The sequence below is a fragment of the Pedobacter sp. genome, from assembly GCF_039594775.1.
In the GTDB taxonomy this organism is placed as follows: domain Bacteria; phylum Bacteroidota; class Bacteroidia; order Sphingobacteriales; family Sphingobacteriaceae; genus Pedobacter.
In genome coordinates this window covers 310,052-334,692 of record NZ_JBCNMT010000003.1, presented here as the reverse complement: position 1 = coordinate 334,692, position 24,641 = coordinate 310,052, and the positions used below count along the sequence as shown (strand labels likewise).

General features: G+C 38.2%; 19 protein-coding genes. 18 read left to right on the top strand and 1 reads right to left on the bottom strand.

What is annotated here, in order from left to right; all coding sequences use genetic code 11:
• The first annotated feature begins 13 nt into the window (after positions 1–13).
• The 10 genes from ABDV71_RS10985 to ABDV71_RS10940 all read left to right on the top strand — a co-directional run bounded on the left by ABDV71_RS10985 (position 14) and on the right by ABDV71_RS10940 (position 15,794).
• The gene (locus ABDV71_RS10985; protein ID WP_343532496.1) at positions 14–1,630 is read left to right on the top strand and encodes a glycoside hydrolase 43 family protein; all 1,617 of its coding nucleotides are present in this window, start codon (positions 14–16) and stop codon (positions 1,628–1,630) included.
• A gap of 227 nt (positions 1,631–1,857) precedes the next feature.
• A complete protein-coding gene (locus ABDV71_RS10980; RefSeq protein ID WP_343532495.1) occupies positions 1,858–3,531 on the top strand; it encodes a glycoside hydrolase family 28 protein in 1,674 nt (557 codons plus the stop codon).
• A gap of 4 nt (positions 3,532–3,535) precedes the next feature.
• Complete coding sequence (locus tag ABDV71_RS10975; protein WP_343532494.1) at positions 3,536–5,470, top strand: glycoside hydrolase family 88 protein; 1,935 nt, start codon at positions 3,536–3,538, stop codon at positions 5,468–5,470.
• 8 nt (positions 5,471–5,478) lie between these two features.
• Complete coding sequence (gene pelA / locus ABDV71_RS10970) at positions 5,479–6,510, top strand: pectate lyase (RefSeq protein ID WP_343532493.1); 1,032 nt, start codon at positions 5,479–5,481, stop codon at positions 6,508–6,510.
• A 52-nt stretch (positions 6,511–6,562) separates the two neighbouring features.
• A complete protein-coding gene (locus ABDV71_RS10965; RefSeq protein WP_343532492.1) occupies positions 6,563–8,530 on the top strand; it encodes an acetylxylan esterase in 1,968 nt (655 codons plus the stop codon).
• A 59-nt stretch (positions 8,531–8,589) separates the two neighbouring features.
• Positions 8,590–9,687, top strand: coding sequence for a hypothetical protein (locus tag ABDV71_RS10960; protein WP_343532491.1), 1,098 nt, complete (start codon positions 8,590–8,592; stop codon positions 9,685–9,687).
• 384 nt (positions 9,688–10,071) lie between these two features.
• The gene (locus tag ABDV71_RS10955) at positions 10,072–13,083 is read left to right on the top strand and encodes an Ig-like domain-containing protein (RefSeq protein ID WP_343532490.1); all 3,012 of its coding nucleotides are present in this window, start codon (positions 10,072–10,074) and stop codon (positions 13,081–13,083) included.
• 40 nt (positions 13,084–13,123) lie between these two features.
• The gene (locus ABDV71_RS10950) at positions 13,124–13,867 is read left to right on the top strand and encodes a hypothetical protein (protein ID WP_343532489.1); all 744 of its coding nucleotides are present in this window, start codon (positions 13,124–13,126) and stop codon (positions 13,865–13,867) included.
• A gap of 39 nt (positions 13,868–13,906) precedes the next feature.
• A complete protein-coding gene (locus ABDV71_RS10945; RefSeq protein WP_343532488.1) occupies positions 13,907–14,809 on the top strand; it encodes a gliding motility-associated C-terminal domain-containing protein in 903 nt (300 codons plus the stop codon).
• A 1-nt stretch (position 14,810) separates the two neighbouring features.
• Positions 14,811–15,794: a type IX secretion system membrane protein PorP/SprF gene (locus ABDV71_RS10940; RefSeq protein ID WP_343532487.1), complete on the top strand. Its 984-nt coding sequence runs from the start codon at positions 14,811–14,813 to the stop codon at positions 15,792–15,794.
• Here ABDV71_RS10940 and ABDV71_RS10935 read toward each other — a convergent pair.
• Positions 15,791–17,179, bottom strand: coding sequence for an MBL fold metallo-hydrolase (locus ABDV71_RS10935; RefSeq protein ID WP_343532486.1), 1,389 nt, complete (start codon positions 17,177–17,179; stop codon positions 15,791–15,793). The two genes, ABDV71_RS10940 and ABDV71_RS10935, sit on opposite strands and share 4 nt — an antisense overlap.
• A 346-nt stretch (positions 17,180–17,525) precedes the next feature.
• Here ABDV71_RS10935 and ABDV71_RS10930 point away from each other — a divergent pair, with 346 nt between their 5' ends.
• The 8 genes from ABDV71_RS10930 to ABDV71_RS10895 all read left to right on the top strand — a co-directional run bounded on the left by ABDV71_RS10930 (position 17,526) and on the right by ABDV71_RS10895 (position 24,398).
• Positions 17,526–18,002, top strand: a complete 477-nt coding sequence (locus ABDV71_RS10930; protein ID WP_343532485.1) for a YMGG-like glycine zipper-containing protein — start codon at positions 17,526–17,528, stop codon at positions 18,000–18,002.
• Positions 18,003–18,185: 183 nt separating this feature from the next.
• Positions 18,186–18,563: a hypothetical protein gene (locus ABDV71_RS10925; protein WP_343532484.1), complete on the top strand. Its 378-nt coding sequence runs from the start codon at positions 18,186–18,188 to the stop codon at positions 18,561–18,563.
• Positions 18,554–19,402, top strand: coding sequence for a hypothetical protein (locus ABDV71_RS10920; protein WP_343532483.1), 849 nt, complete (start codon positions 18,554–18,556; stop codon positions 19,400–19,402). Before ABDV71_RS10925 ends, ABDV71_RS10920 begins: the two co-directional genes overlap by 10 nt.
• Positions 19,395–20,330 (top strand): tRNA (adenosine(37)-N6)-dimethylallyltransferase MiaA, encoded by a 936-nt coding sequence (gene miaA, locus ABDV71_RS10915; RefSeq protein WP_343532482.1) that lies wholly within the window; start codon positions 19,395–19,397, stop codon positions 20,328–20,330. Before ABDV71_RS10920 ends, miaA begins: the two co-directional genes overlap by 8 nt.
• 15 nt (positions 20,331–20,345) lie before the next feature.
• Positions 20,346–21,470, top strand: coding sequence for a DNA adenine methylase (locus ABDV71_RS10910; protein ID WP_343532481.1), 1,125 nt, complete (start codon positions 20,346–20,348; stop codon positions 21,468–21,470).
• A gap of 287 nt (positions 21,471–21,757) precedes the next feature.
• On the top strand, positions 21,758–22,300 hold the full coding sequence (locus ABDV71_RS10905; RefSeq protein ID WP_343532480.1) for a hypothetical protein: 543 nt from the start codon (positions 21,758–21,760) through the stop codon (positions 22,298–22,300).
• Between the two features lie 168 nt (positions 22,301–22,468).
• The gene (locus ABDV71_RS10900; protein WP_343532479.1) at positions 22,469–23,008 is read left to right on the top strand and encodes a DUF3347 domain-containing protein; all 540 of its coding nucleotides are present in this window, start codon (positions 22,469–22,471) and stop codon (positions 23,006–23,008) included.
• Between the two features lie 121 nt (positions 23,009–23,129).
• Positions 23,130–24,398 carry a citrate synthase gene (locus ABDV71_RS10895; protein ID WP_343532478.1) on the top strand — a complete coding sequence of 423 codons (1,269 nt, stop codon included), beginning with the start codon at positions 23,130–23,132 and terminating at the stop codon, positions 24,396–24,398.
• Positions 24,399–24,641 lie beyond the last annotated feature (243 nt).

The window sequence follows — 24,641 nt, the reverse complement described above, 5'->3', positions numbered from 1 at the left end:
TTTGAGGTATAAAATGAAACAAACACTTATCATCCTACTGACCGCCCTCTCTTTAAATACGTTTGCCCAAAAGGAAATCTCAAAAGTTTGGGTGCCTGATTTGGGAAATGGAACCTATAAGAATCCTGTGATTGATGCAGATTATTCTGATCCTGATGCAATAAGAGTAGGTGATAAGTTTTATATGATCGCTTCGAGTTTTGATGCGGTACCCGGCTTACCTATTTTAGAATCGACGGACTTGGTGAATTGGAAGTTGATTGGACATGCCCTTAAAAGACAGCCGCCGTTTGAATTTTTTTCTAAAACACAACATGGAAATGGGGTTTGGGCGCCCGCCATACGCTACCACAACAATGAGTTTTACATTTACTACCCAGATCCTGATTTCGGTATTTATTTAACTAAAGCAAAAAATATTAATGGACCATGGACAGATCCTAAACTGGTGGAAGCTGGAAAAGGTTTGATAGATCCCTGTCCACTGTGGGACAATAACGGTAAGGTGTATTTGGTACATGCCTATGCAGGCAGTAGGGCTGGAATTAAAAGTCTTATTGTAGTTAAGGAAATGAACGCAGCTGGCGATAAAACCATTACAGAAGGAAAAATAGTGTTTGATGGACATGAGCAAGATCCAACGTTAGAGGGACCAAAGTTTTACAAACGTAACGGCTATTACTATATTTTTGCTCCCGCTGGGGGAGTTTCCACCGGCTGGCAACTAGTACTGCGTTCAAAAAACGTATATGGACCTTACGAACGTAAAGTTGTGATGGACCAAGGAAAATCACTCATCAATGGGCCGCATCAAGGAGCTTGGGTAGATACACCCAATGGCGATGATTGGTTCCTGCATTTTCAGGATAAGGATGCTTATGGAAGAGTGGTACATTTACAACCCATGAAATGGATCAAGGATTGGCCAATAATTGGGATAGACCCGGATGGCGATGGAATCGGTGAACCAGTATTAACCCATAAAAAACCTATTGTAGCTAAAACAAGTGCTGTTTTTACACCTGCAGAAAGCGACGAGTTCAATGGAACAGAACTTGGTTTACAATGGCAATGGCAGGCAAATCCAACGGCCACTTGGTCATTTTTAAATTCCGATAAAGGTAGTTTAAGATTATATACCGTTAAAACTCCTGATAGTGCAAAAAATCTTTGGGACATACCCAACATATTAATGCAAAAATTTCCGACAGAAGAGTTTACCGCCACCACTAAGTTAAGTTTTACTGTAAATCCCAAATTAGAAAATGAAAAAGTAGGATTAACGGTTTATGGTTTAAGCTACGCCTATTTAGCCCTAAAGTCTAAAAAGGACGGCTTATACCTAGTTTACTCGGTTTGTAAAAACGCAGATAAAGGCAAGGCCGAAGTTGAAAAAACACTAATGAAGTTAGATAACAAGCATATTTACCTGAGTGTTAAGGTTGCTAAAGGAGCCAAGTGCCAATTCAGTTACAGCACAAATGGCAATACATTCACTACTATCGATGATGTTTTTGAGGCGGCTCCCGGTAAATGGATTGGAGCAAAAATAGGGTTGTTTGCCACTCGCGAACAACAAACTAATGATAGTGGCTATGCTGATTTTGATTGGTTCAGGGTAACCAAATAATAGATGGCAAAGTGGCTAATTTATTATTTCCAACTTGTCATTTGGGAACGTTTGCATAGTTATTTTCGGGGTTTTAGTTCGTTTACTGGCCCAAACTGCGTAGACTTGTTATAGAATATTGTTGCGGATTGCGGGTTGTTAGCCGTACGTTTCAGGGATAAAAGTACGCGTAACACAAAGCAAGCGCCTCATAACTTTAAGAACCACTTATAAATACACATATGAACATGAAGAAAATTGTTGCTTCAATATTTGCTGTTATAATTGCTGCTCCAACGTTTTCGCAAGCGCAAACGAATACAAAAAAGGCCTATTCTTTTAGTAATTTACCTGTTGTAGCTCAAACTTCTTTCAAAAAAGATACTTTCAATATAGTTAACTATGGAGCCAAAAGCGATGGGGTGACTTTAGTAACTAAAAATATTAACGATGCCATTATTGCTTGTAATAAAAAAGGTGGCGGAGTAGTATTAGTACCTAAAGGCTTGTGGATCACCGGACCAATTGAGCTGAAAAGCAATGTCAATCTGCACCTTCAAAAAAATGCCATTTTGCAATTCACCAGAGATTTTAGCCAATACACCTTAGTGCAAAGTAATTGGGAAGGGTTACCACAAATGCGCAACCAATCGCCATTATGGGCTACCAACCAGACCAATATTGCTGTAACTGGTTATGGAATTGTTGATGGTGGTGGTGATGCTTGGCGAATGGTAAAGAAAAGCAAGTTGACAGAAAGCCAATGGAAAAATTTAGTGGCTTCCGGTGGTGTATTATCGGAGGATAAAAAGACTTGGTATCCGTCGCAAAAAAGCTTAGATGGATCAAATATAAAAGGTAATCCCGGAGAAATTAGAAGCGATAAAAATGCCGAATACTATGACGCTATTAAAGATTTCTTTCGCCCAAACTTATTGGTATTTACATCATGTAAGAAAGTGTTGTTGGAAGGCGTGACCTTTCAAAATTCAGCCGCTTGGAATATTCATCCATTAATGTGCGAAGATGTAACAGTGAGAAATATTTATGCCAAAAATCCATGGTATGCACAAAACGGTGATGGGATTGATATTGAGTCGTGCAAAAATGTATTGATTGAGAATAGCACTTTTGATGTGGGCGATGATGGAATCTGTATCAAATCTGGCCGTGATGCTTGGGGCAGAAAACGTGCCATGCCGACAGAAAATGTGATTGTGAGAAATAGTACAGTTTATCATGCCCACGGTGGTTTTGTGATTGGAAGTGAAATGAGTGGTGGTGCCAAAAACATTTTTGTTTACGACTGTACTTTTATTGGTACCGATATAGGCTTGCGTTTCAAAACCACAAGAGGTAGAGGCGGCGTAGTAGAAAACATCCATATTAAAAATATCAGTATGATGGATATTCCTGGTGAAGCCATTTTGTTTGATATGTATTATGCCGCTGTAGATCCAATTGTGCTAGTTGGCGATAAGCGTGAAGCTCCAAAGGTAGAAGCCTTGCCAGTGACGGAAGAAACACCTGTTTTTAAAGATTTTTATATTGACAACGTGGTTTGTGACGGTGCTGAAAAAGCCATTTTTGTACGTGGCTTACCCGAAATGAGTATTACGAATATTAACCTTAGCAATATTAACATTAAATCTAAAAAAGGAATTGATATACAGGAAGGCAAAAAGATTAATTTAAGTGATGTAAAGTTGACCATCGAGCATGGTAACCCACTGATTAATATCCAAAATGGCAATGATGTTACCTTGAAAAATATCCGTTATAACAGTGCCGATTTACTTTTCAGAATCAGCGGTGATAGAAATAACAACATTAAAACTTCAGGACTAGATGTTTCTAAAGCTCAACAGAAAGTTGAGTTTTTAGCCGGAGCTCAAGAAAAATCATTGCAAATCAATAAATAAGTACATGAACAAGGTTTTTAATTATAGTATTGTAGCAGTCGCATCATCAATCTTATCATTTAACGCAACAGCGCAAACACAGCCGCTTTCGCAGCAAATGGCCGCTACGGTAATGAAGATATGGAAGGATTCTTTAAATCTTAACCCCGAAGTGCCCAAGAAGGTAAAATGGGCCTATGACCAAGGGGTGGTATTAGAAGGAATTGACGCCGTTTGGCGAAGAACAGGCAATGGTGAGTATTTCAAGTACATGCAAAAAAGCATGGATTTCTTTGTAACGAAGGAAGGAGTAATTGAACGTTACAAGCAGAGTGATTATAATATCGATAACGTTAAAAATGGTCGTATTCTGCTCACCTTGTACAAGGTTACCGGAAATAAAAAATACTTTACGGCAGCAACTACGTTATGGGAGCAATTAAAACAGCATCCAAGAACCAAAGAAGGTGGTTTTTGGCATAAAAAAATCTATCCTTACCAAATGTGGTTGGATGGTTTGTATATGGGCCAACCTTTTTATGCAGAATATGCCGCTTTAGTAAAAGACGAAAAAGCTTTTGATGATATTGCCAATCAATTTGTATGGATGGAGAAAAATGCCAGAGATACGAAAACAGGTCTGCTTTATCATGGATGGGATGAATCAAAAGCCGAAGCTTGGGCAGATAAAACCACAGGTAGATCACCTAATTTTTGGGGAAGAGCTATGGGCTGGTATGGGATGGCCATGGTAGATGTGTTGGAAAACTTTCCTGAAAATCACCCTCGTAAAAAGGAAATCATAGCTATTCTAAATCGTTTTGCGCAAGCCGTTCAAAAAGTACAAGACCCTAAAAGCGGCTTATGGTTCGATGTTTTAGATAAACCTACAGGAAAAGGCAACTATTTAGAGGCATCTGCGTCGAGCATGTTTGTGTACACCTTTGCCAAAGCAGTTAGAAATGGTTGGTTGCCTGCGTCATATTTTGCAGTGGCTGACAAAGGTTATAAAGGCATTCAAAAAGAATTTATAGAACAGCGAGCTGTAGGGATGGTTAATCTGAAAGGAACGGTCGAAGTATCGGGGTTGGGTGGCAAACCTTACCGCGATGGTAGTTATGAATATTACGTAAGCGAAAAAGTGATCACCAACGATCCAAAAGGGGTTGGAGCTTTTTTGTTAGCCGCTAATGAAATGGAAATAGCAGCTACACCAAAAGTGGGGAAGAACAAAACGGTGATATTGGATTCTTATTTCAATAACGAAACAAAGAAAGATCAAAGTGGCAACGATCAGTCGTGGCATTACAAATGGGACGAACGCCCTAATGGTGGTTTTTCTTTTTGGGGCGAACAGTTCGAAAATTCGGGCTTTAAATTGAGCACATTGTACCAAGCGCCAACACAAGCTAATTTAAAAAATGCCGCTGTTTATATCATTGTAGACCCTGATTTCGAAAAAGAAAATCCGAAGCCAAATTTCATTTCAGCAACTGATATCAAACAAATTAGTGAATGGGTAAAAACTGGTGGGGTGTTGGTATTGATGGGGAATGATGCACCTAACGTGGAATTAACCAATTTCAATAAACTTGCCAACGTTTTTGGGGTGCACTTTAATGGCGATAGTAAAGGAACAGTACCTGTACCTGCTAATTTTGAAACCGCAAAAGTTGTTGTTCCTGCTGGAAATGAAATTTTCAAAACAAAAGATTTGTTCATCAAAGAATATAGTAGTTTAAAACTATCGGGAAATGCCAAATCTATCCTAAAGGATAAAGACGGCGACAACGTAATGTCCGTTACCAAGTTTGGGAAAGGCACTGTCTTTGTAATTGGTGATCCGTGGTTATATAACGAGTATGTAGATGGTAGAAAACTACCGGCTAATTATAAAAACTTCGAGGCAGGGCAGGAGCTTATCAATTGGCTGGCGAAGCAAATTGACGTGAAGAAATAAAAAACAAAATGAAAAATATATTCATTATTCTAATTGCTTGTGTTGGTCTAAGCGGTTGTGCAGCAGCACAAAATACAACTAGTACAAGCGTTAAAACTGACAGCATTGCTGAAAAAATGCTAGTTTATCAATTGAGCAATGGGGGGTGGCCTAAACAATTGGAAGACAAAAGTGTGGTGAAATACGAATATCCATTAACAGAATCATTGTTGCAGAAGATCAAGGCCACATCAGCTCTTCACGCTACCATCGACAATAATGCCACCAGCAGGGAAATCAATGCTCTAGTTTTAGCTTATAAACAAACGGCTAACAAAGCTTATCTACAAGCTGCTGAAAAAGGAGTCGATTACCTTCTAAAAGCGCAATATGCTAATGGCGGATGGCCACAATATTATCCCGACAAAAGTAGTTATAGGGCTGAAATTACTTACAATGATAACGCGATGATCAATGCACTAACAGTGATGTTGAACATCGTTTATCAAATCAATGGCTTCGAAGTAATTAATACTAGTTATTTGCCTAAAGCAGAAAAAGCACTGAAAAAAGGCATCGAATGTATCTTGAAAACACAGGTATTCCAAAATGGGAAACCCGTAATATGGGCAGCCCAATACGATGAAAATACCTTAAAGCCAGCTAAAGCTAGAGCTTTCGAACCAGCATCATTAAGCACGGGAGAGTCAGTGGGAATCGTAAGGTTTCTCATGAAGCTGAAAAGTCCTTCAACAGAAATTAAGACAGCTATTAAAAATGCAGTAGATTGGTTCGATAACACCAAAATTGTAGGCTATAAATATGGAAATATAGCCAATAATGATAAAGGCTTGATAGCGGATGCAGAGGCAATCAGTTGGGCTCGCTTTTATGATTTAAGTACCAACAAGCCTATCTTTGGTGATAGGGACAATTCTATTAAATCTAGTGTGGAAGAAATTAGTAAGGAACGAAGAGTAGGCTATGCTTGGTACGGTACATTTGCGCAGAATTTACTAGCTAAAGAATATCCTAAATGGTTAAAATCTAACGGGGGATAATAAGCATTTGAGTGTTTATATATCATTCCGAAGATAGGAGGAATCTCAAACTATGGCTAAACGAATTCCAATTTTCCTATTAATCCTTTCAAGCTTAAGCATCTTTGCTCAAAAACAATACAATGTTCTCGATTGGAAAGGCGATGTTTCCCTAAATACCTATTTGGTGCAACACATGAGGAAACAATATGAACAACGTTACACAGCTTTTTCCGAAGCATTAAAAACTAAAAATCAAACACTTGCTTACATCGAAACCGTAAAGCAAAAAGCAAAGATGTTGTTTAACAAAATGCCTCAAAAGGCTCCGTTGAATGTCCAAATAACCGGCATCGTCGAACAACACGATTATAAAATCGAGAAAATCATTTACCAAAGCTTTCAAAATCACCATGTAACGGCTAATTTGTATCTTCCAAAAACAACAGGAAAACTACCTGCTGTATTATTGTTTTGTGGCCATGAAGATCTTTCCAAAGCAACGGAGAGTTACCAAAAGACAGCCATTCTGCTAGCAAAAAATGGCTTTGTGGTTTTTGTAATCGATCCAATCTCACAAAGTGAGCGAGTTCAGTTAACACAGACAAATGGAAAAGCATTGACCAGAGGCGCTACCACAGAACACACTTTGCTCAATCTATCTTCTAACTTATTAGGCACTTCAGTTGCTGCCTATGAATTGTTTGACAACCAGTGTGGTTTAGATTATTTGTCGACTAGAAAAGAAGTTGACACTTCGAAAATTGCTTGCGTTGGCAATAGCGGTGGTGGTATGCAAACCATTTACTTTGCAGCTATTGACAATAGAGTGAAAGCAGTAGTGCCGTGCAGTTACTTAGCGAATCGCGAAAACACTTTGGCCACCACAGGAGCTGCCGATGGATGCGCACAAATTCCGAACGAGGGAACTTTTCATATGGAAATGAGCGATTATTTAATTGCCGCCGCACCAAAACCCACATTAATTCTTGCAGGTCGTTACGACTTTATCGATTACAATGGTACGTTACAATCATTCAATGACTTAAGAAAAGTCTACACAAATTTAGGTCATCCAGAAAAATTATCACTGTTCACCTTTGATGATGGTCATGGCATTTCAAAACCTAAAAGAGAAAAAGCGGTACAATGGCTTCGCAAATGGTTTTATCATGATGATCGATTAATTGTAGAACCTGATTTGGCAACTTTAACAGATAGCGAATTGTTTGCCAGTTTAAAGCAGAGAATAAACTTAAGTTTTCCTGAAGAGATAACTGTTCAAAAGAAGAATGAGTTGCTTTTTGAACAATACGCTGAATCTCGTAAAGCATTTGCGAAATTGGATATTGCACAACGTAAAAAGGAGATTCAAAGTCTATTAAATCTCAATTTGAAGCCTCAAAAACTCAATGTCGAAAAAGTAGGTGAAGCCCAAGTAAAAGCATTGTTTTTTGAAAAGCTGATTATTCGAAAAAATGATGAAATTCCTTTGCCCACTTTATTAGCTTATCCCAAAAACAAGGTTAAAAAAGTAGTGATATGGTTAAGCGATGAAGGTAAGAATAAGCTGATTGATAGTGTCAAGCTATCTGATGAAAATACGGCCTTTATTTTTGCCGATTTACGAGGTACGGGAGAAACTACAGATAAAGCTGAGATGAACGATCCAAAATATTTCAGCAAGGATTACCGTAATGCGATGTTGGCTTTGCATGTTGGCAGGCCGCTAATTGGACAACGGGTAGAAGATGTGGCTACACTTTTAGATTTTATTTCTAACAATGAAAAGTTGTCAGGAGCTGAAATAGAAATCAATACAAAGGGAAATGTTGGCTTAGCAGCATTGCATGCTTCATTTTTCAGACCGGAAATTAGCCAACTACATTTGTACCAATGTCTAGAAAGCTATCAGCAAGTTCTTAAACAACCTCTGATCAAGGACCGATATGGTTTAGTGGTCAATAATATACTTGAGTATTATGATATTCCCGATATGGCTTCTTGGATAAAGTCTGCGGAAATCTCTTTCCATAAATAATTTAACTTTTATCGAGCCATTTTCCTAAAACTGCAGTCTATCTTAAAACAAATAGACTCATGAGATATACACAACTTAAAATTAGATATGCAGGAATAGCCTTGCCGCTATTCCTGCTAATTGTTTTGTCTTTTAAAAACAGTAACAGAAAGCTCGAAAATACCTTTACTTACGAAGGGAAAAACTATAAACCCGGAGATACGGTTTATGGCTTTAAGGGGTATGTAAAACTGGTAGTTGGCGATGAGGATGCACCCTTGATATTAGGCGTTCCACATGATGGGACAAACATTGGCAGTCCCGAAATTCCGGAAACAGGTACTACCGGTAGAGACATTAATACCTTACCGCTGGCTTTCGAAATTGCTTCAAATTTTAAATCTTCTACTAAAAAACGAGCATGGATTGTCATTAACACAATAGCCAGAAAGCGCATGGATCCCAATACATTTCCAAATGACGTAGATAAAAGATATACCAATGAAGATGCAAAAAACAGCTATTTAAGCTATCATGGCTTGTTAAAAGCAGCCATTAGCTATATGGCCGAATATCAAAAGAAAGATAAAGGGGCCTTGTTTCTTGATTTACACGGACAGGCGCATACCTACCAAAGTCCTCAAACCTATGTTTCAGTGAGTGGTAAATCCCTTGAAAGTAAATTTATTGACCAAACAGAATTGGGTTATGGTTTAAGTAATTATGCCATTTCACAAAGCGATGAATATTTGGATAAATTGGCTGATTCATCATCTATCGCAGCTATTGCCAAAGCTAACCCCCAAGTACGTTTTTCTGAATTGATTAGAGGTCCCTATAGTTTTGGAGGTTTATTAGAAAAGGAGAAAGTAATAGCAGTACCTGGACCTAATTTAAAAACACTTGAGGCAAATGCTACTTTGTTTGGAGCAGATACCGATGGGAATCCCAAAAGAAGACCGTATTTTAACGGAGGATATTGTACGCGCAAATATGGCACCGTGATTTTAGGCCCAACTAAAGGTTTCCAAGACAAAATATCTTCTATACAAGCTGAAACACCAGGAATAACGGTTAGAAATAATGGCAATATAAGAGAGATAGCGGCAGAAAGATTCAATAGAGCAATTGTAGCTTACTTGAACAAATGGTATGGATATAATTATAAAAGCAAATAACCGAAGTCTTACTCTTCTAAACTAAAGTTCTTAATCAGTTAAAATTTAAGTCGTTGCAAATAAAATGCAACGACTTTTTTATTGCGTAAAAATGGGGAATCTAGCTACCGTTTTTATGGTATGTTAAGAGAATATTAAGCGGTGTAAATGGGGAAAATAATACTCATAAATATAGCGTTTATACGGTATTTTAAAATAACTGTGGAAATAATTTCACTATGTGTAAAATAACATTTATTTTCGAAACGATAATTCCTTAAAATGTTAGTTTTTTTGGATGATTTGGGCCAAACACAATAATTAGTTTACACGCATTTTGTTGAAATTTTATACCTCTCGGAATAAAGTCGTTGTACAAATGAGTGCAGATATTTTTAATTAGCTATGCTTGAAAATAATGTACTGAAATTTGACATATTTAAGCGATGCCTTACACTAAGTAAAGGGTTTGGTGCAACCTTATGCTTGTTATTGTTCTTTTTTCGGGCTAATGCACAAGTGTGTGGTACTTCTGGCATTGATGGTCCAAGCACAAACACTAATCCCATTAATACCTATTATCCGATATCTGGCGATAAAACGTTAAACGCTGGACAAACCTCTATTTTACTGGAAGCTGTTCCAGCTACAGATGCCTATGGCAACAATTACGGCAACATCGCCATTCGTCCGGGTGACCTGATTTTGATCATTCAAATGCAGGATGCATTGATCAACTTCAATAACAGTAATTTATATGGTAGTGGGACTAACAATAGCGGAGCCGATGCCTTAGGTGGGACTGGATATACTGATATCGGCTTTTCGGGAAAATTCGAATATGTTATTGCGTTGAACATTGTGCCCATTACCGGTGGTACATTAAATTTTCGCGGAGCAGGTATAGGAAATGGTGTGGTAAATACCTATGTGAATGCGGCGCCAACGGCTACTCGTGGACAAAGAAGATTTCAGATTGTTAGAGTACCACAGTATTCTAATTTAACGCTTACTGCAGACATTACTACTGTACCTTATAACGGTAAAGCAGGCGGTGTTATCGCTTTTGATGTGGCTGGCAACATGAATTTTGGAGGTTTCAAAATTGACGCTTCTCAAAAGGGATTTAGAGGAGGGTTCGGTCCAGTAGCTACTTCTAATCGAAACAGAAATGACGTTTATGTAGGCAATTCATCAATTACCACCTCAGTAGGTAAAGGTGAAGGGATTGCCGGTACACCACGTTACATGTTTGACGGTTATAAAGATTTCGACAATATAGATGAAGGATTACCCGGTGGCTCTTATGGTCGCGGTGCACCAGCAAATGGCGGAGGTGGCGGTAATGATCATAACTCCGGTGGTGGCGGAGGAGGAAATGGTGGTTTTGGTGGTGTAGGTGGTCGCGGCTGGGAATCTTATAATTCAAGTAACAATACTTATCCCAATGGAGGAAGACCAGGAAGTACTGTTCCAGTAGATGTAACACGCCTGATCATGGGTGGAGGGGGTGGTGGCGGTGATGCCAATAATGCCACTACAGGAGTAAAAGGTGGTGTTGGTGGGGGAATTGTACTTGTCAATGTAGAAAAAATTACCGGTGCGGGCTTGATCATGGCCAACGGGGGCGAAGGCCAACCGGGTGTTTTTGCTAACTCTCCGGACGGAGCTGGTGGTGGTGGTGCTGGAGGTACCATTTTTGTTAGGTCTTTAACCAATAGTGCCGGAGCAAATTTAACGCTGCAGGCTAATGGTGGACGTGGTGGTAATACTTTAAATGATGGTGGAGATGAACATGGTCCCGGTGGCGGTGGTGGTGGTGGGATTATCTATCACAATGTTCCAGGTGCTACAATTTCAACCTCGATTACTGCAGGAGCATCAGGTCGAACAAATAACGGAGCCGGTATTACCCATCAGGCAGAAGGTGGTACAGCTGGTCAAGTGCTTTCATTTACAAGTGCCAGCTTACCTCCACACTTACAAGGTGGTGGTCAAATTTGTTATCCAACACTTACAACGGTATTAACAGAAGCCAATCCAGGCATTCCGGGAAGCAGGAACCCAGGAACTACTGCTACTTATACATTAACAATTACTAACGGTACCTCTGGCGGAAATGCCGGTGGTGTGCAAGCTGAGTTAAAATTGCCAACAGGGTTTACCCTAACTTCAATCAGCGCCAGTCTGGTAGGAGGAGCCGCAGGTGCTACTGCTCCCCCGGTAACTCTAGTTGGTGGTGTTTATTATATAGGTTCTACCAATCTTGCCGATGCATACAATATCCCTCCAGGTGCTCAGGTAATATTTACCGTTAATGTAAGTATTGCCAACAATGTAGCCGAAGGAATGCACCATGCCAGTGCACAAGCTACTTATTTAGATCCTACGCGTACTTCGGCAAACCCAAATAGACGAGTAACAGCCGCTACAAATGCTTTTGCCGGAAGCAATACATCCTATGAAACGGGTGGTGCTGGTAATGTTAATGGCACTAACTATAACGGTAATCAAGCGGCATCAACTGGTGAAGATGTGCATATTAATGCAAAACCTCGTCCTAACAATTTTGAAGTTGATGTAATTGAATGTGACATAAAAGCCGCAGGACAGCTTACGGCTACCGATCCTGATGCGGCACATACACCTTCTACTTTGGTTTATACTCTAGAAGGTACTTATGATACTTCAAAAGGGACACTTACTTTAAACACTGATGGAACCTTTGTTTTCTTGCCGCTAGTTAGATTTTTTGGAACCATTACCATACAATTTAGGGTAACTGATCCACTAGGTGCTTATGACATTGGTACATTAACCATTAATCAACCCAAGCCACTATTAGATTTAACAGAAACGATTACTCATATCAGTACCTATGGTGCTAATAATGGCGCAATTTCTATTGTTTCTTCTGGAGGCGTAGGGGCCCATACCTATCGTTGGGTATACCCAGATGGTAGCATAGTAACCACTCGAGACATTAGCAATCTATCCCCTGGACAATACACCTTAACCGTAACAGATGCAAATAATTGTAAGTACTCAGAAACATACATTGTCCGTGAACCACCATTGGTGACACTTTTACCCGTACATAGTATCTGTTTAGGCGGGACCAACATTATTTTGCCTTACACTGATCCAAAAGTAAATCCAACGACCTACAGTATTGTATGGGATGGTGTAGCTCAGAGCGAGGGTTTTATAAACGTAACCGATGCTGCATTGCCCCCAATTGTTGCGCCGGCTACAAGTGCAAATATTAATGTAGCAGTGCCAAATACAGCACCTGTTGGAACTTACAATGCAATACTACGTGTAAAAAACGCAGCTGGCGACAGTAGTGGTAATCTTTCATTTCAAATAGTAATTACGCCATATCCATCAAAAGCAATCATACAACTTGTCAATTAACAATATTATTAATAAAACATTACAAACAAACCCCAAAACAATGAAAACAACAATTACCCGCACCGTATTAACTACCTTAGTTTTGCTTTTGGGCCTAACTTTCTCCAGTTACGCACAAACCTATTACAATGTTTATCTATGTGATAATGGAACGGTAAATCTAAGGCCAAATGAGCCAAATTTAGCTAATTCAGATAAAGTATATTGGTATTTAGATGGTAATCAAGTTGCGGTATTTACTTATTCCGGTACAGGTTCAGCTAACTATGCTGTTCCAGCCAACTTGCCAGTAGGTCCGCATAATTATACTTCTCGTATCGAATCAGCTGCTGGTTGTTGGGGAGACCTTTCTGATCCATTTTCAGTCTATAAGCTACCAACTAAAACCCTGGCATTAAGCCCGCCAACCAATACAACTTATTGCGAAGGCAATAGTGGTTCCGCTGCTAATTCACAAATTACTGCTACAGCGAGTCCTGCCTCGCCACTACCTGACGGTATTGGTTATAGCTATACTTGGTCGGCAACACGCAACGGAACAGCAGTAACTCCAATTACCGACATTGGTTCTGATAATGCGAGTACCACAAATCAAAATGTATTTACCTTAACTACCGTTAATCCTGGTTCGTACGTATTTAGTGCAACTGTGAACTACGTACTTTTACCAGGCAACCCTGGTGTATTAGAGCAGCAGAATGGTTGTCCAGTAAATGCAACTACCACCCAAACAATTACGGTAACACCTAAACCAGGAAAACCAACGATTTCTTTGGCTAACTAATAAAGCGTGAAGCTCCGGAGGTTAATATACTTGGTAATATTGCTTTTGCAAATAAAAATTGTAAAAGCACAAACCACCAATCCGGTAAGAATAAGGCTGGGAGGATCGGCAACGTTAAAAGTCGATAATCCAGGTGGCACATTTTCTTACCAATGGTACAGGTATGGGCAACCTATATCCGGAGCAAACACTGCTATGTACAATGTCACTACCGAGGGCAAATATCAGGTAAGGGCTATTAGTCAAGAGGGATGTTCATCGGATCTGTCCGATGTAATGGATGTAATTGTTGAATTTTCAGATTTGGAGATAAAAAAATCGTCGGAGGAGAAATTTGTTGGCCCTAATGAACCTTTTACCTATACAATTACGGTTCGTAATATAGAAAATACAGATAATCCCAATGTTCAGGTGACTGACATTTTTCCTCCGAATCTGAAGTTTATCACTATGGATAGACCTACGCTTGGTACTGCTGAATATGTTAATGGGCGGATTATTTGGACCATTCCTTTACTAGTATCGGGTAGACCGCCTGAAAAATTATTGGTCAAAGCACAAGGAATAATGGCAGGTGACGTTGTCAATACCGCCACTGTTGTAGGTGGTGATCCAACGTTGAATGATCCAGAATGGAATAATACCTCCACTGATATTAAAAAAATCATTGGCAACATCAAAGTGCCAAATGTGATTACGCCAAATGGTGATGGTAAAAATGATGTATTTAAGATAGCGGGTATTGAGCTTTATAAAGAAAGTAGCTTATCTATTTTCAATAGATGGGGCAATGAAGTATATAGAAGCCCAGTTAAATACCTCAATAACTGGAATGGCGATGGTTTGAGTGAAGGTACATACTATTATGTGCTCAAATTAGTGTCGAGAGAAGGCAATCAAAGTGCCGTAACAGGTTATATTACATTATTAAGAGATAAATAGGATGGGAAGAAGAAGTTGGCATATTATCTTTTTGTTTTCAATGTTAAGCTTTGGCAGTTTTGCACAACAAGATGCGCAATACAGTCAATATATATTTAATGCGATTTATATCAATCCTGCGTATGCGGGTTACCGGGAGCGATTAAATCTCAATGCTACTTATAGAAACCAATGGACCGGTATTAACGGTGCACCTAAAAGTTTCTCATTTGCTGCCGATATGTTAATGCCCAACGAAAGAGTCGGCTTGTCGCTTATTTTATCGTCTGATCAATTGGGTGCACAGAAAAACCTCTCGGCCTTTGCTAATTATTCCTATCGTTTTCCTGTTAACGAAGATGAAACGAACAGACTGGCCTTTGGCTTAGGTGCTGGGTTTCAACAGTTCGGTATTTATGGCGATATGTTGGAGCCTGGTGATCTGGGTGATAATTTTATTCCAACGGGTACAGTAAAACAAATTGTACCAGATGTACGTGCAGGGGCTTTCTTTTCAACCCCCCGTATGTACGTTGGCGCTTCGGTAAATAATATTATAGGGAGGTTTTTGATGGACAAGAAGAAATTAGATTTTAATTTTCCTACCCCCAGACCACATTTTTATCTAACAGGAGGTACACTTATTCCACTAGTAGAATATGAAATAGATTTTAAGCCATTTTTCCTGATCAAAGACGACATTAATGGACCAACCGTATTGGATTTAAATGCATTCTTCTTGTTTAAGCAAAAAATATGGATCGGTGCCGGTTACAGAACTGGCGTTAAGCTATACAATAAACCAGCGGTAGTGGGGAATACCAGAAATCCAAATGCCTTAATTGGAATGGCTGAAATATTTATCAGTGAAAAACTTAGACTAGGCTATTCTTACGACCATAGCATAGGTAGTTTGGCGGGTTATAGTGGTTCCACCCACGAAATATCGGTAAGTTGGAATTTCATGAACGAAAGAGAGCGTCGTGTTAATTTCTGCTATTTCTAAAGTTCGTAACTAACTCCTCTTTCGGGAACCTCCACCGCATATCCTTCCCCTTGTAAAGCTGCTTTGAAAGCCATTAGGCTACTAGCCTCCCCATGCACCAAAAATACTTTTTTCAGTTTAGCTGCATCCTGCTGCCTTACCGTATTCATCAGGTCATTATGGTCGCCATGTCCACTCAATAAATCAGTTCTCGCTATTTTGGCATAAACCATTAAATCTCTGTTTCGCAAACGGATGATGGGGTCACCACGCAACAGCCGATCACCCAAAGTGCCCTTGGCACAATATCCAATAAAAAGAATGGTGCAGTAATAATTTTGGATATTGTAATAAATATGGTCTTGAATTCTACCACCTTCCAACATCCCGGCCGAGGAAATAATGATGCAAGGATCCAAATAATTGCTTACGGCTAGGCTCTCCTTTTGCGTTCGCAAGTAGGTGAGGTGCTCAAATTCAAATTCATCTCCCTTGTCCTCATAAAAACTTTTGGCCTCATCACTCACATATTGATGGTGCTTCCGATAGATTTCTGTCGCATAATTAGCCAACGGGCTATCCACAAAAATCTCTACAGGTGGGAGTAAGCCTTTGGAGAAAATCTGGTTCAATTTAAAAATCAAAGATTGAGTTCTGCCGATACTAAATGCAGGAATAATCAACCTGCCAGGATTCTTAATACAAGTCTCATTGATTACTTCTATCAATTTATCATCTAATGAAGTATCATTGCTATGCAAACGGCCACCATAAGTAGATTCGCAGACCAAATAATCCACTGCAGGCAAAGGCTCTGGATCTACTAATACAGGATAATTCTTTCGGCCGATGTCACCCGTAAAGGCAATTTTTTTAAAAATACCCTCTTCATTGATGTTCAAAATTACGGAAGCAGCACCAAGCAAATGTCCCGCCGGCACAAAGGTTAGCTCAATATTGCCATTAATTTTAAAGGGCTTGTGAAAACCAATGGTTACAAACCTATCCATGGTTTCCATCACATGTTTTTGAAGGTATAGAGGTTGAGGTCCGCTGTGTCCTCGTCTTTTACCTCGATGTTTTTTGTTTTGCTTGCCTAAAAAGATATTTACAGAGTCGAAAAGTAGAATTTCAGTTAAATCTGCAGTGGGACCTGTACATAAAATCTGTCCTTCGTAGCCCATTCTGATCAATGTAGGTAAATTACCAGAATGGTCAATATGCGCATGAGTTAAAATAACTAAATCAATCTCTCTAGGATTAAATGGAAAGAATAAATTTTGTTCCTGATAGGAACCTTTTTCGTAATCCAGACCACAGTCAATTAAAATATTATAGTTATTTAGCTGTAAAAGGTGCATACTTCCCGTAACCTGCTGCGCAGCACCCCATATCGTTAACCTCATTCGTCGCAATCAAAATAAGCGTACAAGATATGTTTTTTGTATTGAATAGCCGACAATCGTTAAATATTTTTAGAATGCTTATGGATAGCTTACCACCTGATTAACTTTACTATTTACCAACATTAACAAAAGATTGTTTTAGCTTTATACTTGTTTTAAGATGTTGATTTTCAAATTTTTATATCAAAAAAAATATTTAACAAAACATAGCTTGTGATTTAGAGAATGATACTTTGGCATAGTTTTTTCGAAAGTTTAGTCAGTTGGGCGTAAAGCAATAAAAACAACAAGCAACTATTTTTATGATGCGATATGCCTTAATTAACTAATTAAAACTAAAGGAACAATGAAAAATATATTAGCAATCGTCGCAATTGGTGCAACAGTTTTGGCCTCTTGTGGCAAAAGTGATAAACAGATTGAATTAGAAAAACAACAAGCAATTGTTAAATATAAAGATAGCATCAAGCTGGATAGCTTTAAACGTGCGGAAGTAGAAGCCGAAAAACGTAAGGTAGAAGAAAGGCATCAAGCAGAATTAGCTGCTGCCAGACGTAGCGCCTCTTCAAGCTATAGCTCTGGCCGTACCGTAACTACCTCTTCTGCTGGGGTAACCACAACTACCCAAGCGAAGAAAAAAGGTTGGAGTGATGCTGCTAAAGGTACAGCTATTGGAGCTGGTGTTGGTGCCCTAGGTGGTATTTTAATTGATAAGAACAATGCCCGTGGTGCTATTATTGGTGGTTTAGCTGGTGCAGGAGCTGGTTATGCCATCGGTAGAGCCGAGGATAGGAAAAGTGGTCGAGTACAGAAAAAACAATAAACCCTATCATATATCGTTAAGCGCCCATATTCAAAAAGTATGGGCGCTTTTTGTTGAAGTATATTTTTGATTTGACGGAATAACTACCTTATTTATTTATAAGAAACATTTCCATTAAAATAGTGTTATCATAATTAAAAAATAACTTATTAAGTTTGCCATTGTCCCATAACATTCATGCATATGAAAACCGATTTAATTGAAATTTTTCAGACCATTAGAGCAGGTATGCAGCCCTATGAAGCATTAGGTTTTACCTCTAGGCTTAATTCAGAAAACGAATATGACCTTTGGAGCGAGAAGAATATCGTTTTATTGGGCCGTGAGAGAAATGAGATATACTTTGCTGGCTTGAAAGTCCTGAAAAGTGATGTTACGCTTCATTTTATGTTGCTTTATACCAATCCAGAAGTAAGAGATATGGTCCATCCAGATTTGTTGAAATTACTTAAGGGGAAATCATGTTTTCATATCAAAAGGATCGATGATATATTAATGGGGCACATTGCCGATGCTTTAGACAAAGGTTACAAAATCTATAGACAAAACGAGTGGGTTTAAATCCGTTATTTCAGGAAGATTTCTTTTTAACCGTACAAAATAAATATCACGCTGTAGAAGAAATACAAACACATCCATTTTATGTGGTGGGAATCAAGGGACGAGTGTATGTCAATCTTTTACCGTTGAATGCTAATTTCCTGCCCCAACAACTTCTATCGCTACAAGCTGTGTATGCGCAACAGGGGATTTTTCTCGTTCATCTTTGGGAAGACGTTTGGAGCAAAAAAAGAGAACAAGTATTGAGCAGGATACATTCTTTTTGTGGCTCAAACGAAAGTTTACATGGTCGAAAAGGGAAAATAGAAGAAGTAAATCAGGAAACTGCCAAGTCTTTTTTAGAACAATATCATTTACAAGGTTATATCAAAGCGAAATACAATTTTGGACTTAAGTTTAATGGCGAAATTAAAGCTGTGGCTTGCTTTGCGGCATCTAGGCCTATGAAAAGTAAAGGAGCGTATTATAAGTCCGCAGAATTGGTACGTTTTGCTACCCAAACAGGAGTAACCATTGTTGGTGGCTTAGGTAAACTTATTGCGTATTTTTTGGAAACCGTAAATGTAAATGATTTGATGACTTATGCCGACCGAGATTGGTCGCTAGGCAAAGGATACGACAAAATAGGCTTCAAATTATCGGGAAGTACAGAATCAGTATTTTTTTATGTAGATACCAATACCATGACAAGATACTATGCACATCGTTTGCCAAAAAAAATAATCACCGCTTATGAAGCGCAAAATGTATTAAATTTGGATAGTTTTTTGACCAGTATCGATTGGGTCAAAGTATTTAATACAGGAAATCTCAAATATCACCTCTATACCAATGTCTGATAAAAATTTGTTAATTGTACTTGGTGCAACAGCGGTTGGAAAAACCAAGTTGGCAGTACAATTAGCGCATTCTTTTAATGGCGAGATCATTAGCGCAGATAGCAGGCAAGTTTTTAAGGGCATGGATATAGGAACCGGTAAAGACCTTTCTGAATACGAAGTAAACGGTCATAAAATCTTATATCATTTGATTGATATCAAATCAGCAGGACAACGATATCAGGTAAATGCCTTTAAGAATGATTTTTATGAAGTTTTCGATAAGTTACAAACGTTAGGAAAACTTCCAATTTTATGCGGGGGTACTGGAATGTATATCCATAGTTTATTACAAAACTACGAGCTGACCGCAATTCCAGTAAATGAACAATTAAGAAAACAACTCCTTTTACTTGATAAGGATGAACTACTAAGTGAGTTGAATAAATATCCCCTTAAACTAAGAGAACAGGCAGATATAAGTTCACACAAACGATTGATCAGAGCCATTGAAATTGCTGAATATTTAAGCCATTACAATCTCCATACAAAACATAGGACTGAATTAAAACCGTTGGTTATTGGCTTATACAATGAAGTCGATACTCGAAGAAATAAAATTCTGGCAAGGTTAGACGAACGTCTATCTCACGGACTCATTGAAGAAGTACAGGGATTGCTTAAACTGGGTGTGAGTGAAGAAATGCTAATTTTCTATGGACTGGAATACAAGTTTGTGATTGCCTACCTAAAAAAAGAAATCAATTTCGACACGCTAAGAGAACGTTTGGGCATTGCCATATGTCAATTTGCTAAGAGACAGATGACTTTCTTTAGAAAGATGGAAAAAGATGGCGTTCAAATTAATTGGATAGAAGCGGTTGATGACCGAGGCTTGGTCCAGAAAAAAGCTTTTGAGTTAACAGCGCCATATTTTAATCAAAATTAATTGCATCTTCGTTCCATGAAGCGGAAAATAAGGCCAATCATTAAATGGACAGGAGGGAAGTACAGAGAATTTGCCTTGTTTCAAGATCATATTCCTGAATTTGAACGTTATATAGAGCCTTTTTTTGGTGGAGGGGGAGTTTTCTTTGCCCTGCAACCTCAAACTCCAATAATAATTAATGACAAAAGCCAGGATCTTATTCGGTTTTACCAACAAATTAAAAGTAGAGCTTTTAAAAACCGGCTTAATCAGTATGCCGACGCTTGGGATGAAGTAACCACTTTATCGGAACTACTCTGGGAAAGCACAGGTCAAAAGTTCTGTGAATTTATAATTAACGAAAAAGAGCCTCTAGCACTAGTGGTTTCCATTGAAACAGAACTTCCATTGGCTTTGGCAAGCCTGACTACCTTAAGCAATAATGACTTTCTGAAAAATCCAACCGAATTTTATCTTCACTTAAAGAAGGGGATAGAGAATAAGGCCTCACGCTTACAACGTATCAGTGCAAAAGCAGGTAATACCTTTGATCTGCTTGAACTGAAAAAGCATTTTGAAACCGCACTAAAAAGTGGTACCTATCTTTTTTTCAGAACCTTATTGAATAAAAATACGAAGAGACATTTCCTAAGTGAAGCTGATGCTGCTGCAAATTGGTACTTTGTAAGAGAGTTTTGCTACGCCTCCATGTTCAGATACAACAAGAAGGGAGTATTTAATATTCCTTATGGCGGCATTTTATATAATAGAAAGAAATTTAGGAAAAAAGCCAATTCTATATTTACCAAACCTCTTCAAGCTTTATTTCAAAATGCTGAAATCTATAATCAAGATTTTGAAGCCCTGTTAGCGAGTTTAAGCTTAACATCTACAGATTTTATTTTTTTAGATCCCCCTTATGATAGTGAGTTTTCTGAATACGATCAGAATAGTTTTACGCTAGATGATCAAAAAAGATTGGCAAATTTCCTGATTCACTGTGTCGCCAAATGGATGGTCGTAATTAAAGAAACCCCTTTTATTCTTGAATTATATAACCACCCTGCTGTTAAAATTACCACTTTCGACAAGAAGTACGTTTATAATGTAAGGGGTAGAAACAACAGAAAAGCAACGCATTTAATCATTACCAATTACTAGCAGATTCTTTATAAGGTGATAGATTTGTTTGGTATTTAGTACATTCTTTAATTAAGAACTCTTGTCTATGAAATTTAAAATCAACTTTATTATTTGTTGCATAATGGTTTGTTAAACAATTATTTATACTGTGTCTGTTGACGTTTTTAAACGTATAATGGCATGTTGTTTGAACATTTTGTCCCGATTGTGTGTTGTAACAAAAGCAATCACAAATGTTAAACAAAAGATGGGACCTCATTCAATTGAATAATGAATAGAAATCTCATCAATTAAATTAAAAACAGATGAAAAAGTATACAAAATCATTAGCTATTGCAGTAGCTGCATTAGCTATCTTCGTAACTACAAATGTTCAAGCACAGTCAGAGCCTACTAATCCTTCTAGACAAAAATTAGGCATTGGATTAAATGCGGGTATTCCAACCAACTCTGGTTCTAGTTTTGCACTTGGAGCCGATTTACGTTATCAAATAGACATCGATAGACAGCTATCTATTCCAATTACTACAGGTTTTACTTCAATTTTCAATAAAGATATCACCGTTGGTAATACCACTATTGATGTAAGCAATTTTAATTACATTCCTGCAAAGGCTGGTTTAAAATTCTTTTTTAGTGATAGTGGATCCGGAGCTTATGGTTTGGCCGAAGCAGGTGCTGCATTCAGTACCAATACCGGAGGCGGTACCTGGTTTACTTATTCACCTGCAATTGGTTACGCTTGGAGCAACGGTTTAGATCTAGGAGTTAAATACGAAGGCCTTTCAAAAAGCGGTACCAATAATGGCTATGTAGGTTTACGTTTGGCTTATGGTTTTAAACTATAATTCTTAGGTTAACAAATTATAATTACAATATAATATTATTGAGCTCCGATAATTTTATCGGGGCTTTTTTTGTGATTTTAGAATTATAAATGCTAATTTGAGCACAAAACAAAATATGCTCTTAAAAGATTGTTCTGCCAGATAACAATCTATAAAAACATAACAAGTATGCAAATAAAAAGTTATTTGGGGTTATTAGCTGTTGCCATATTGGGGGCTTGTAATAGCGCCAATAAATCTACAGAAACAAAGGATAGTATAACGGTATCTGAGAGCGATACCACAAAAGCAGTTGCACTAGGTTTTAAGGATGAAAAACTGCAAACTATCTACACAAGCTACATCAAATTGAAAGACCAATTGGTTGCTAGTAATTATAACGATGCAAAACCTGCCGCCGTTGAGTTAGCAAGTTCATTGAAAGGCCTCACAGGTTGTGAAAGTGCCACAACAATAGCCCATAAAATTGCGGAAGCTAAGGACATCAAAGCACAACGAGCAGCTTTTACAGATTTAAATGTAGAATTAATCCCTGTTTTTAAACATGCTACACTAACTTCCGGCACCATTTATTTACAACATTGCCCAATGGCCAATAAAGGTGATGGTGGTGATTGGCTAGCTAGTGAAAAGAATATCCGGAATCCGTACTATGGAGATGAGATGATGGAATGTGGAAGAGTAGCTGAAGAAATTAAAGCAAAATAACCAAAACAGAGATTAAAACGAGGTTAGAACCGTCAAAAATGTGTAACAACCTTATGTTTGTTTTAACGTAAATTTTAATAAAAGGAAATAACTACTTATAATTATATAAAATTTTAGATATATGTCAACTACTGCAGAAATTAAGATAGACGGAGCGACTTATGAATTTCCGATCATTACCGGAACGGAAGGAGAGAAGGCTATCGATATTTCAAAATTAAGAGATCTAACAGGTCACATTACATTAGATTTTGGATATAAGAATACAGGCTCTACCAAAAGTGCCATTACCTTTTTAGATGGTGAAGAAGGTATATTGAAATACCGCGGATATCCTATTGAGGAACTAGCTGAAAAAGCGTCATTTTTAGAAGTTGCCTATTTATTGATTTATGGAGAACTTCCTTCTCAAGAAAGAATAGAAAAATTCCAGAAAGACATCAGTATGCACACACTGATTCATGAGGATATGAAGAAATTTTTTGATGGATATCCGTCAAAATCACATCCTATGGCGCAGTTGTCATCATTGGTTTGCTCACTTTCAACATTTTATCCTGAAAGTTTAGAAGCCAACCAATCAGAAGAAGAAAAAGACCTTACCATTATTAAAATGTTAGCCAAAATGACCACCATAGTGGCTTTCATTTATAAAAAATCGCTGGGTCACCCGCTTATCTATCCTAAAAATAAATACGACTATATTACCAACTATTTGTGGATGACTTTTGGTCAACGTACCGAAGATTTTGAACCAAACCCAGTAGTGGTAAGCGCGATGAACAAGTTGTTGATCTTACATGCCGACCATGAGCAGAACTGCTCAACATCTACGGTTAGAATTGTAGGTTCGTCTGATTGTAACCTTTACGCTTCTATTTCAGCAGGTATTTCCGCGCTTTGGGGACCATTGCATGGTGGCGCTAACCAAGCGGTAATCGAAATGTTGGAGAGAATTAAAGCCGACGGTGGCGATACCGATAAATGGATTGCAAAAGCTAAAGATAAAAATGATCCATTCCGTATGATGGGCTTTGGTCACCGCGTATATAAAAACTTCGACCCCCGCGCTAAAATCATTAAAAAAGCATGCGATGATATTTTAGAAAGTTTAGGCATTAATGATCCGGTATTGGAAATTGCTAAAAAACTAGAACAAGCAGCATTAACAGACCCTTATTTTATTGAACGTAAATTGTATCCAAATGTCGATTTTTATTCAGGCATTATCTATAGAGCATTAGGATTCCCGTCAGAAATGTTTACAGTACTTTTCGCTTTGGGCCGTCTTCCAGGATGGATTGCTCAGTGGAAAGAAATGAGAACGAACAAAGAGCCTATTGGCAGACCACGTCAAATATACGTTGGTGATGTTGACAAGCATTTGTAATAACCAAGAACTCTCTTTACAACCAAATATATAGTTGTTAAGCCGGTGGATTGCCGGCTTTTTTATTGCCTTATTTTTTGTTGTCCTTTAAGATTATATACGAAAGTAACCCCTATGTGCCTATTTGGTTTAATAAGCAACCACATTGGCACATAAAAACTCAATCGTTTTAAAAGATATTTTGAAATGATATCCCCTCAATTCACGTTAAAATTAAAAAGGCTATATAGCTTTGAAACCTAT